The organism is Neobacillus kokaensis, from assembly GCF_014656545.1.
In the GTDB taxonomy this organism is placed as follows: Bacteria; Bacillota; Bacilli; order Bacillales; family Cytobacillaceae; genus Neobacillus; species Neobacillus kokaensis.
Genome location: NZ_BNDS01000015.1, coordinates 83,968 through 96,475 on the forward strand (window position 1 = coordinate 83,968; position 12,508 = coordinate 96,475).

The following is a 12,508-nucleotide window of genomic DNA, read 5'->3' on the forward strand; positions in this document are numbered from 1 at the left end:
GCAAAACTCAACAAATTTTTAAGGATTCACATTAAGGGGGAAGAAAATGAATAAGATTATCTCTATTAAAGAAGCAATCTCGCATATAAAGAATGGAAATACCATCGCAGTCGGCGGATTTGGATTAGTTGGCTGTCCCTTGCGGTTAGTCGAAGTGTTAGGTGAACATCCTGTTTATGGTTTAACCGTAATTAGTAATAACCTTGGGGAGCCTGACGGAAAAGGACTTGGGAGAATATTGCTGCAAAACAAAATTACGAAAGCGATCGGTTCTTTCTTTACTAGCAATATTGATGCGGTCCGTTATGTAAATGAAGGTAAGCTGGAAGTGGAACTGGTTCCACAAGGGACGCTGGCAGAACGACTCCGCGCAGGTGGTGCCGGAATTGGTGGATTCTACACAAAAACCTCTGCTGGTACGCTCCTAGCAGAAAATAAAGAATCACGAACTATTAACGGCGAAGAATATGTTCTCGAATTTGCTCTATATCCAGATGTTGCCCTTATTAAAGCGAAAAAAGCAGACCGGTATGGCAATCTCTCTTTTTCAAAAACAGCACGTAACTTCAACCCAGACATGGCAAAGGCGGCGAAGATTACTATTGTAGAAGCCGAAGAAATTGTGGAAGTGGGAGAACTAACTCCAGAAGAAATTGTTGTCCCTCATTTATTTGTAAACTATATTGTGAAGGGGGAGAAATCAAATGAATTTTAAACAAAAAATGGCTATTAGAGCGGTACAGGAAATAAAGAATGGCAATATTGTTAATTTAGGAATTGGGATTCCCACTTTAGTCGCTGATTTCTTGCCAAAAGACAAAAACATATTTTTACACACGGAAAATGGGTTGCTTGGAGTAGGACCTACCCCTTCTAAGGAAGAGGTGGATTCAGATATCATTAATGCAGGTAAACTGCCTGTTACGGCTCAAGAGGGAGCCTCCTATTTTTCCTCTTCTGAATCATTCGCGATGATTCGCGGTGGCCATATCGATGTCGCAATCCTTGGTGCATTGCAAGTCGCTGAAAACGGGGATATCGCCAATTGGGCAATTCCAGGAAAAGATATACTTGGGGTCGGTGGTGCGATGGATCTTGTTGCCGGGGCAAGAAAGGTGATTGTCACCACCCAGCATTGTGCAAAAAACGGGGATCCAAAAATTCTTCGACGCTGTACGTTTCCGATTACAGCAAAAAATTTGGTTAGTCTCTTAATTACTGAATATGCCGTGTTTCGATTTGAAAACGGGAAAATGATTTTAGAAGAGTTAGCGGAGGAAATGACAGAATCTGAACTGAAAAAGATTACACCTGCCGAATATATCGTTTCTCCTAACTTATCAAAATATCAAATGAACGGAACGGAGCATCTATTAGAGAATTATTAGGGCGAAATGAAACTTACTGAACAAGAAAGAAGCGAACATTTTATAATGTTCGCTTCTTCTTTTCCATTATTGCAATTTTGTAAAACAAGTAATATTTATCCTGTTATTGTTAACTTCCTGTAGTTACTGTCAGCACCTGGTTTTCTTTACGCTCTGTTATCCCATGAATAAAAAAGTCAAAAATCTGCTGCCCTTGACTCCCTAGTAATTCTGGATGCCATTGAACTCCAAGTGCAAACCAATCTGTTTCAGATTGACAAGCTTCAATCATTCCATCGGAACTCCAGCCAATTACTTTGAACCCTTCCCCAACAGAAGAAACGCATTGATGGTGAAGTGAATTCACTGTTATTTCTTCTTTCCCATAAATAGCCTCTAGGGCACTATCCTTTTCAAGTATGACAGGATGTATTAAATGACTGTGCGGAGGTTCCTTCCCCATTTTCGGGTGTTCAGGATACGTATCATATATATCCTGCAGGAGATTTCCACCAAAGGCCACTTGTATGATTTGATGACCACGACAGATTCCCAATGTCGGGATTTGCCTTTTCCCGGCCTCTTGAATTAGAGCTCTTTCAAATTCATCCGCAATTGTACGAATTCCGAAAGATTGCCCCTTATTTACCTCGCCATATAGAACAGGATCCACATCTCCGCCACCGGTAATAACCAGGCCATCAAAGAATTGTAAATACTGTTGCAGGTCTGCTAGATTGGAATGAGGCAGAAGGAGGGCAATCCCCCCTGCCTCCTGTACTGCACGATGATAGTGAAAATGTAACGTGTATAGGTCATCTTCACTTGTAAAATTGGGAAGATCCCGTCTCCAGGTGGTAATTCCAATCACTGGCTTCTTTCTTGTATTTGCCATCGTCTATTACTCCCATCCTCTAATATTATGAGAATAGATTTCTTAATAAAAAACATCGTGTTAGGTGCTGTGACGTTTGATTACCTCAGTACTCCAAGGTCTCCATACATCAAGCCGAGATAACGCTTCCATAATTTCTTCATAATCATCCCGATCAATTGAAAGCCAATCACTTGGTATCTCTTCATAGATACTAAAATCCATCGTTTTTGCCGTACGGACGGTTTCCGCAAACTGACGATATTTTTCAATCGTTGCATGCAATTTTGTAATCTCAGTTACTAAACATTGGCGTTCCTTTTCCCATTGAAGTTCCTTTATCACATCCGCACCTTCCCTTTCCTTAATAGATTTCGAAATACTCCCTATGCTCCCATTCTGTCACGATATACCGATCATCTTGAATATTATTTTCCTTTAGAAACTGCTTATAGCGGTTGATTTCACTTTCTTTTAGCTTCACGAGATAATCGATAAATATTGTCCCCATCTTTTCTTTGAAAAAGGAATCTTCCTTTAAGACGCCAATTGCTTCTTCCAGGCTTTTTGGCAGTGGATCTCTATTATCATTGTATCCTTCCGCACTTGGCAGACCTGGATTGATTTTATTTAAAATTCCATCCAATCCAGCATAGATTTGAGAAGCTAAATATAAATATGGATTGGCTGCAGGCTCCCCTGCCCGATTTTCAAAACGGGCATTTTTCCTGTCTTCCATCACACGGATCATTGTGCCGCGGTTATCCGTCCCCCATCCGGCACGGTCTGGGGCAAGGGAATTTTCTTTAAACCGCTTATAGCCATTAACAGTTGGTGTCGTAAAGACAGCACTGGCCCGAGCATGCCTTAATATTCCGCCAATAAAATGTTTCCCTGTTTCTGACAACGGTTCATCGTCTGAATTCGATACAAATCCATTTTGTCCGGTATGAATATCGACTAATGATTGATGCATATGCCAGCCGTTTGCCGCCATTCCTGCAAAGGCAGGACGGCACATAAATGTTGCTATATACCCATTTCTCCGGCAAATTTGTTTAATGGCAGTCCGCAGGAGAACCATTGCATCAGCTGCTTGAATTCCATCCATCGGGGCAAATGTAAATTCAATTTGACTTGGACCAAATTCATCCTCAATCGTTCTTAGCGGCAAGCCCAATTTTTGAATATGACTGACAAGCACTTGTAGAATATCATCAATCTCGTCGTTATGGGATTCAAGCTGATACTGGTATCCCCTTGAAACCGGAGTTACGACCGGAGGAATGGTAGGCGACCCAGGCGCTCCCAAATTATCCATTCGTAAGTTGGAATCCTCAATTTTCGTTAACACCCATTCAACCTCTAGACCAACCTTCATATCATAACCTATGCTTCTAAGATCTCTTAAGGCCTGTTTACAAACCTGTCTTGTGTCGAACATAAGCGGCTTACCGTTTTTTAAATAGGCATCACAGAGAATCCAGCCGGTATTCTGTGTCCAAGGAAGAATACGAAATGTAAGGGGGTCTGGAATTAAACAATAGTTTGGACAACCAGTCATTTCATCTAATCCCACTCCTCCCCCCCATTCAAAAGGGTTGAAAACACCTGTATTTGCTGTATCAAAGAACAGCGGACCTGTGTTAAAGTCCATACCATTCTCCAGGATACTGTCGAAATTACCAGCAGTAATCGTTTTGGCACGGGAGATTCCATGCTGATCTGCCCATGCAATTCTTATAAGCTGTAAATCATGTTCCTTAACCGTTTGCTTAACACGGAGTGCGGCTTCTTTTTGTTCATCCGTCCAAAAAGAATGGTCTAATAAAGCGATTTGTTTCGTCATCTATTCATCCCCTTCTCATTGTTTTAATCTATTTTTATAATAATAGTGTTAAATTTTCATGGGCTTGATCGGAGTCCAAGAGATTATTTTGCTTGACCAATATCTTCCAATCATTATTTTCCTTGGTTAATAGAAAACCATACCAACCGGAAAGAAGCTTCATCTTACCGGCCCGTAATTCATTAAGCATAAAATTACAACGCACTCTATAAAGATTTGAATTATTTTCCTTCCAGACCTCAACGTTGCTGATGGAACGAATTGTACGTGAAGCTGGAATTTGTGACCAGGCATATCCTGTTCTCAAGCGATAAACACGGTCCTCCAGTCTTCTACGATCATCAAATGAAATCGTAATCTCCTTGGTTGGATCGCCACCGCCGGGTGTAACCGGTGTCCAATACAGACAATCCTTTGTAAATAATTGCAGCCAATCCTCCATTTTCCCTTCATCTAAAAGGCGGGCTTCGCGATATAAAAACTGTTTAATTTCAAAAACCGTTTCGCGATCTGCTTTGATGGTTTCCTCTCCCCAAGCCTTAATTTTTTGAGCCAGGTTGATATAATAGTTCAAATCCATATAATAGGAATACCTAGAAGTTTCCTCACGAACGTGACTTTCAACCATCACTTTCATCCTTTCCTTCTCAGTGATTTAATTACAAGAAACAGCTGTCAATTGAAGATTTGTCTTCATTAAGCGCTTCCATTCTTGAAAATAATTACGCATCGGCAATTCATCCGTTACGGGTCCTTTAATAACTCCCTTTTCATCTATCGTTTGACGGCCATCAATTCTATAGCCACGGCCTATATTCACCCATTCAACCTCCGGAATTGTCAACCCGAAATGACATTCTTCAAAATTGGTCATATCATCCGGCTCACCAAAGGAAGGAAAATCCTCTTGACTTCGAAGACGTAGAACATTGATTTCTTCCGGCAGTCCTTCTATCTGTGTGGAATACCAAATAAGTTCAGTCCGATTTACATCAACCGGCTGGATGACTTGAATTTGGTTCCCAATCAATAGCAAGTTCGGAAAGATACAGAGATTCATTTGTCCTCCAATTGCTTGGTCTAATAAATAGTCTGCTTGTTCCCCAAATTTGTTGCGAATCGCTTCTTCTAAAATTTCTCTTCCCGGCTGTGGTCGCTGCTGTTTCCATTTGTCCCCAACATTTTTATAATTAGGACGTTGGTCAACAAAAGTATGACCATTTCCCAAATATTGAATCGTCATTTCACTGTTATCAGGATTTTGAGCAAAATACGTCATATCTTTGTTTTCACCAAGGCGCTGTCCGACTGCCAGCAAGGAACGGTGTGAAAAAGCTACATGATATCCATCCGCCCCATTATCATAAGAAAGCTTCCAGTTTCCGTTATATACCATACGATTAGGATTACGAACAATAATATTTTTTCCATCATAGCGGTCTAGCCATTGATCCATCAGCTCTGCCGCTGGTCCCAAATGGGTTAGTAAATCAGGTGCTTCCCTATTTAACGTTCCAAAAATAAAGCCGCGATAAGAATCGACTCGGATATGTGAAAGGTTCAAATCCGAACGGTCCATATCTTTGGAATAACCGCTTGGCCAAGGAAATCCTGCTAATTCCCCCGTATTTTTAAAAGTCCAGCCATGGTATGGACAAGAAAATACCTTGCTATTGCCCTTTTCTTCCCGGCAAATTGTTGCCCCGCGATGTGTACAGCGATTAAACATTGCACTAAAGCTGCCATTGTTATCCCGAACAATAATCACTGGCCGTTTGCCCATATAGCCTGTTTTAAAATCATTTGGTTTTGGAATCTCGCTTTCATGAGCAAGATACACCCACGTTCCTCCGAAAACTTTGATCATTTCCTGATCGAATATTTCCTTTTCAGTATAAAGTTTTCGGTGGATACGATGTGGCTGAACCATTTCATCTAAACTAAGGTATTGTTCCATTATGTTTCCTCCCACTCTATTGCATCGATTATTGACTTTTGGGATGTTTACTTTCTATTAATAATTTAGAAATTTATCGTAAACACAGTGACAATAGTGTAAATTAATTAAAAAATTTTCTTACTGATTCCGTCCTGAAGTTCACTCTATTTTCTACTAACTTAAACTACCTTACACTTTTTCTTTTAATCTAAAATCATACTGACAGATATAAAATGGAGTAGTGACTCCTCTTTTCTTACACTCTACTGGATCGGTTACTTTTTCTAATTTCATGATCAGAGGCTCTTTAACAGCTCCGATGGCATCTGAATCCAACCATGGTACATTAGGTGGAAACAGCTGTGTTGTAAGCGTTTTAAAACTTTCCCCCTCTATCTTAAAATGAATATGTGCGGGACGCATCGCATGGCGGCCTACTGCTTTCATCAGTTCTCCTACTGGCCCCCCTTTCCCAATATCATATCCTGCTGGAACAACAGTACGAAACTCATAGTAGCCATTATGATCAGCAAGAATTCTTGCTCTTAAATTATAGTCTGTTTGATTCTCGTCTTCATTTTCGTAATCCCCAATTGCATTTGCCTGCCAAACATCCAATAAGGCATTTGGTATTGGATTTCCCGTAGCAGCGGAAATAACTTTTCCCTGCATAAACAAAACATCCCCCGGTTCATCCAGTTCACAAAGACTTCCCGGAGATTGTTGGATTGGCGCTTCTTCCCGATATAATGGGCCTTCCACATTAAACAACGTGGTATCAGCGTCCGCATCATCTTGGTACGTGATGTTATCAACTAGGACTGATACCCCTAATACATCGGACAATAAATGAAATTCTCCTTTTTTACCCACTTCATTTAAAAAAGAAATAGCCTTAAGTAATTCCTCTTCTTTAATTTCACACTCGTTTACGACATCTTTAATAGCCATTGTTAATTTTTCGGTTACCTCAATTAACCTATGATTTTTAATTGCCGTTACAAGTTCTTTACTCATTCAAATTTCCCCCTTTAAATGTTGTTTGGGTTGCTATTAAACTGGGAGATAACACCGTATGATGGAAAAGGTTAAAATCAATGCTCAAGGATGTCTGCGTTTAAGGCTTACACCTTTCTTCCTTGAGCATTGATTGATTAATATGAATTTATCTGACTACTTCAGCCACACTACCTCTTTTAACATCTTTGATTTTTACGCCATATTGTTTTTCCGCTGTTTCTTTGGAGATATAGCCATATTTTACTTCTTTGGCAACTAATTCAACCGGGCGTTTTTTCGGATCACCATATCCGCCGCCCCCTCCTGCCAACTGCTTATAGATTGTTCCAGCAGGAATGTTAGAGATTAGATCCTTGGTTTTTGTCTGGTAGGTTTCCCCATTTGGATATTCAAATTTAACATAGTTTGCCACACCTGAAGAACCGCCCAAAATTCCCGGAGCCGCTGTTTCGTCTTTGTCTCCGTCTCCAAATACACTTGCTTGAGCTCCATCTGATAGGATGGTTAATTCAGTTTCGACTCCCAAACCTCCACGCCATTGCCCGGAACCTGCTGAATCCATAGCATATTCGTATTTATGAAGGAAAAACGGATTGGTAATTTCAAACATTTCTGGATCTTGTGCAGCCAATGCACCGCCAGAAGCAATTAACCCAATGTGATCGTACCCATCTGCACCGTAAGTTCCCCCGCTTCCTCCTTTACTTGCATTCAATAGAATATCAACATAAGGAGCATTCCTGCGTTCATCAAATCCATTCATTATGGTAGATAATAGCGGATTCCAGCCGGCCGTTATTCTTTCTGGCAGTGCTTCTGATAATGCCAGGAATACTGCTGAACAAATCTGGTCGCTTAAATGGTTTCCAAATCCTGATGCCGCCGGGAAACGAGGATTAAGCATCGATCCTTCCGGCACATTAATGGTAATGCATCGCTGAATCGCTTCATTTCGGGCAATTTCTTGTTCGCTCAACATAAAGAATGCAATCATCACTGAAGAAAGCGTTACTGGGAATGGTGCGTTTACATACCCTTTTGTTTGAGGATGGGTTCCAGTAAAATCAAATGTCAGATGCTGGTCTTCAACCTTAATCTTTAGATCAATATTCATCTTTGCGTCCGGATTGAATCCATCATCATTAACCCACCAACGGGATGAATAGACCCCATTAGGTATTCTTTCAATAATCTCATGTGCCATTTTTTCAGTAGAATCAAAGATTTCATTTACTGCCTGATTTAAGGTATTCACATCATATTGCTTAAGTAAGTTTACTAGTTCCCTTTCACCTACAACACAGCCGCCTATCATCGCCTGAATATCATCAGCAACAATTGGCAAGCGGATATTTCCAAAGATCAAGTCCCAAACATCTCTGCGTTTTTGCCCTTTTTCATAGACTTTAATTGGGGTTATCCGCAGTCCTTCCTGCCAGAGGTCTGTCGCATGAGGGTTATAAGAACCAGGTACCGCACCGCCAACATCAGCCTGATGACCGGTAACAACCGTCCAGGCAACGCATTCACCTTCAAAAAATACTGGCCTTAGTACCTTCCAATCAGAGTTTTGATTACCACCGCTGAAGGTATCGTTATGCAAAAATACATCGCCTTCATGAATATCGCCTTTAAAATAGTTAATTACAGCCTTTACTCCTGGAACAGCAGCGTAACCAAGAATCGGAATATACTCTGTTTGTTCAATCAATTGTCCATCTTTTGTGTAAATTCCTAAGGAAAAATCCCGGCCCTCGACAAGGAGTGGAGAATGTGCGCTTCGTTCAATCACAGCCCCCATTTGTCTTCCAATTGACCGTAATCGATTAGAGATGACTGACACTAATATTGGATCCATTAAGTTCCTCTCCCTTCTCAAATTCTGCTATTTTATCTTTCATGATAAAGGTTCCATTTTGATCCAAGAAAATCTCAAATTGGTACGGAACGACAATGGTTGTAGTTGTCATTTCAACAATAGCAGGACCTGATATTTTAGCGCCTGCCTTCATGTTATCGCCATCAAAAACTGGTGAATTGATTTCTTTTCTTAACACTGGATCAAAAATTTGACGCTCTGTTTTTGGAACTAGTCTTTCATCTCCAAGTAAATCAATCTGTTGAGGGGAGAATTGCGTATAATTCCCTAGGCAGGACAAACGTACATTCACTACTTCGATGTTATGTCCTTTTAAGTTAAAACCATACAATCTTTCATTCTCTTCATGGAACTTTTCTTCTACAAATACTTTATTGCCTGCCAAAATTTCATTTTCTGGCACCTCAATCGTAACCTCATAATGCTGACCGCTGTACCTCATATCTAGACCGACCATGATGATTTGGTCTTCCATAATAACACCTTCAGATAGTAGGGCCTCGGTACCATTTTTACGGTCATTTTCAAGCACTTTGATAACATCTGAAAATACCGTATTCTCCCAAGTTTTCTGGAAGCTCTTCACATAATCATGTCTCAATTGGGAAGCAAGCATGCCGACTGCACATAATACTGAGGAGAAAGTCGGAATGATAATCTCCTTCATCCCCAATTCTCTGGCAATCATTGCCGCGTGGATTGGCCCTGCTCCACCAGCTACAACTAGTGGAAAATCACGAGGATCATAGCCATTTTGGATTGTTACTTCTTTTACACCATTTGCCATATTTAAATTAGAAATCTGATAGATTCCATATGCAGCTTCTTCGACTGACATCTTGAGAGGCTGTGCAATATACTTTTCTATTGCTTGATTTGATAGATTGATATCAATTTCCATCGTTCCTCCTAAGAAGAAGTCAGGACTTAAATATCCTAAAACAAGATTAGCATCTGTACATGCCGGCTCGACGCCTCCTCTTCCATAGCAAGCAGGTCCTGGAGATGCACCGGCACTTTGTGGACCAACTCGCAGCAATCCGCCTGAATCGATCCAGGCAATACTTCCGCCACCTGAACCAATGGTATGAATAGAAGCCATTGGAAGTGAAATAAGGTTTCGATTAATTTCTCCTTCTTTTTTAATCGCTACTTGTCCATCTTCAATAATTGAAGCTTCAAATGACGTACCTCCCATATCAACAACAATCGCCTTATCATATCCGGAAGCTTGTGCAAAAGCACTTCCCGAAACTGGTCCTGCAGCAGGTCCAGATAATACGGTTGAAGCAGGAATTCTTGAAACCGTTAGCGGGTTTGTCACCCCTCCATTTGATTGCATGATGAGCAGTTCCCCATTGATAAATCCATTTTGTTTAAGCTTTTCGATTAAACGGTCCATATATTTTTTTAAGATTGGTCCAACATAGGCATTCATCGCAACCGTACTTACACGGTTATATAAACGGACAACCGGCGCAGCATCGGTCGATATGGTGACATAAGCTTCCGGCATATGTTTTTGCACAAGTTCTTTTGCCTTTTGTTCATTTTCAGGGTTCGCGTACGAATGCATGAAGCAGATGGATACAGACTGGACTTCTTCTTCTTTAAACCATTCTACTGCCTCTAAAATCTCTTCTTCTCTTACTTCCTTCATAATTTCCCCATTTAAATCTGTCCGCTCGTCAATACCGATTACTAAATCTCTTGTTACTAGTGGAGGCGGAGCTACATATTTATTGTTATATAAATGTTCCTTACTTCTTACTCCGCGTCTCATCTGTAGGATATCTCGGAACCCTTTGGTTGTCAGCAAGGCTGTTTTGGCACCTGTGCTTGTCAATACCGCATTGGTTGAAACGGTTGTTCCATGAACGATTAATTTCGTATTTTCTAGCAACTCTTTTGTTTCCATTTCTAGCTTTTTTGCAATCAATGATAATCCATTTAAAACACCAATAGATGGATCAGCCGGCGTAGAGGAGATTTTTTCTATCATTTGCGTCTGGTCTTCCGAGTTTAGAACTAAAAAGTCTGTAAATGTCCCTCCAACGTCAATTCCAATAGTATAAGATTTCAACAGATTCACCCTTTCTTTTTAGAGATACGTAATATCATAGGATAATTTGCTTAATGACTCTGCCCCGTCTTTTCTTACAACAAATACATCCGCAATACTGGCTCCAACTGTTTCGTTAGCATCAGAGAAGTTAGGATGAACACTGATTACCATTCCTTCTTCGAGCTTATCCTCACCGTTATCTCTAATAATCGGATTATCATGGTCAACCCCTACACCATGACCATGCCAAATTCCCATTTTCACATCAAGGCCATCTGTATGTTTATGGATGGCATCTGCCACCTCGCCTACAGTAATTCCAGCCTTTATAATTTGCTTTACTTCTTTCATTGCCGCTACACAGGCATTAGCCAGATTCATTGTTTCCTTCGGAGGTTCACCAAGAACAAATAATCCGCCTTTTTCAACCCAGTAGCCATTTTCATCGATTAACTCAACAAACGCAGTCACTAGAGCATTATTGCTTAGTGGTGTTTGTGTTGCTTTCCGTAAAAAGTAAGGACCCTCCTCAACAAAGATTAAAGTATCAATCGCTCCCCCTCCTCTTGCTACTCTTTCAATTTCACCAGCTATTTCAGAGGACGTTCTGCCGGAACGAATCGCATCTTTAAATGTTTCGTAGCTTTTTTCGGCTAGGGCAAAGGATTGACGAATCAGATCGATTTCTTCTTCTGATTTAATCAACTTAATATCTTCCATCATTCCAGTTGCATCCACTACATCCGCTTTAATATGCTTTGTAAAGTACTCATACTGCTCGAATTTCAAATAAGACTTTAACCCTACAATACCAACTCTGCTAGGATTCGCATCATTAATTTCTCGGGCGATCTCTACATATAATCCGTTCTCACTATGAACTACATCCCCCATACCAACGTAACGAACGTCCTCGATCGTGCCCATTTGCATTGCAAGATAGTAGTCAGCCCGTGTATTGTAATAAGCAATCGGCTTTTGTCCTTTTACATAAATAACAAACCCATGTCTAACAATCGGATAATAGCCGCCATAATAGAACAGGTTTCCGTATTCAGTTAGCATTCCTTTTCCATAAATTATGATTGCATCGAATTGGTTTACTTCCATTCCTTGATCAAGTTTCTTCCATCTTTGTTCCATAATTTTTGCTTTTTTGGTTTGTATTGCCGTATGCATTCTATACACCTCCGTAAAATTTACAATCCTTATTAATTTCCTATATTTTCGGTGTACGTAGTCAAAACCATTTGACAAGTGGGTTCAAGAAAATATTCTTATATAATTCGAAAATTAGGAATATTACGTAATTCATAATTTAGCAGTTATTCGATACCATGTAAACATTTTCAAATGTTCGAATTTCTTACATTTACCAAAAGTACACATTGTGAATTGTAAAAACTTTTCACTTTATGCTGATCTGGATGATCAATACAAACTAATAAAAATATTCACTATCAAGTCAGATTAAAAATCCCTCCTAGTTTAGGTAGAATATTTAGAAAATTCTAT

At 40.2% G+C, this 12,508-nt stretch carries 11 protein-coding genes; 2 read left to right on the forward strand and 9 right to left on the reverse strand.

Translation table 11 applies throughout. The annotated features are described in order from the left end of the window. The first annotated feature begins 46 nt into the window (after nucleotides 1–46). Nucleotides 47–715: a CoA transferase subunit A gene (locus IE222_RS16690; RefSeq protein ID WP_191274719.1), complete on the forward strand. Its 669-nt coding sequence runs from the start codon at nucleotides 47–49 to the stop codon at nucleotides 713–715. Next, nucleotides 705–1,388: a 3-oxoacid CoA-transferase subunit B gene (locus IE222_RS16695; RefSeq protein WP_191274721.1), complete on the forward strand. Its 684-nt coding sequence runs from the start codon at nucleotides 705–707 to the stop codon at nucleotides 1,386–1,388. Before IE222_RS16690 ends, IE222_RS16695 begins: the two co-directional genes overlap by 11 nt. A 109-nt stretch (nucleotides 1,389–1,497) precedes the next feature. Here IE222_RS16695 and IE222_RS16700 read toward each other — a convergent pair whose 3' ends face one another. From IE222_RS16700 to IE222_RS16740, 9 genes are all read right to left on the reverse strand, one after another. Further along, nucleotides 1,498–2,262: a gamma-glutamyl-gamma-aminobutyrate hydrolase family protein gene (locus IE222_RS16700; protein WP_191274723.1), complete on the reverse strand. Its 765-nt coding sequence runs from the start codon at nucleotides 2,260–2,262 to the stop codon at nucleotides 1,498–1,500. A gap of 60 nt (nucleotides 2,263–2,322) precedes the next feature. Next, on the reverse strand, nucleotides 2,323–2,586 hold the full coding sequence (locus IE222_RS16705; RefSeq protein ID WP_223282756.1) for a hypothetical protein: 264 nt from the start codon (nucleotides 2,584–2,586) through the stop codon (nucleotides 2,323–2,325). 19 nt (nucleotides 2,587–2,605) lie between these two features. After that, nucleotides 2,606–4,090, reverse strand: coding sequence for a glutamine synthetase family protein (locus IE222_RS16710; RefSeq protein WP_191274725.1), 1,485 nt, complete (start codon nucleotides 4,088–4,090; stop codon nucleotides 2,606–2,608). A 34-nt stretch (nucleotides 4,091–4,124) separates the two neighbouring features. Then, the gene (locus IE222_RS16715; RefSeq protein WP_223282757.1) at nucleotides 4,125–4,718 is read right to left on the reverse strand and encodes an aromatic-ring-hydroxylating dioxygenase subunit beta; all 594 of its coding nucleotides are present in this window, start codon (nucleotides 4,716–4,718) and stop codon (nucleotides 4,125–4,127) included. A gap of 27 nt (nucleotides 4,719–4,745) precedes the next feature. Beyond that, nucleotides 4,746–6,047: an aromatic ring-hydroxylating oxygenase subunit alpha gene (locus IE222_RS16720; protein WP_191274728.1), complete on the reverse strand. Its 1,302-nt coding sequence runs from the start codon at nucleotides 6,045–6,047 to the stop codon at nucleotides 4,746–4,748. Between the two features lie 171 nt (nucleotides 6,048–6,218). Then, nucleotides 6,219–7,046 (reverse strand): dioxygenase family protein, encoded by an 828-nt coding sequence (locus IE222_RS16725; RefSeq protein WP_191274729.1) that lies wholly within the window; start codon nucleotides 7,044–7,046, stop codon nucleotides 6,219–6,221. A 148-nt stretch (nucleotides 7,047–7,194) separates the two neighbouring features. Beyond that, nucleotides 7,195–8,907, reverse strand: coding sequence for a hydantoinase B/oxoprolinase family protein (locus tag IE222_RS16730; RefSeq protein ID WP_191274730.1), 1,713 nt, complete (start codon nucleotides 8,905–8,907; stop codon nucleotides 7,195–7,197). Then, nucleotides 8,876–11,011 (reverse strand): hydantoinase/oxoprolinase family protein, encoded by a 2,136-nt coding sequence (locus IE222_RS16735; protein WP_191274731.1) that lies wholly within the window; start codon nucleotides 11,009–11,011, stop codon nucleotides 8,876–8,878. The genes IE222_RS16730 and IE222_RS16735 overlap by 32 nt, the downstream gene beginning before the upstream one ends. 18 nt (nucleotides 11,012–11,029) lie before the next feature. Continuing rightward, a complete protein-coding gene (locus IE222_RS16740; protein ID WP_191274732.1) occupies nucleotides 11,030–12,172 on the reverse strand; it encodes a M24 family metallopeptidase in 1,143 nt (380 codons plus the stop codon). Between the last annotated feature and the right edge of the window lie 336 nt (nucleotides 12,173–12,508).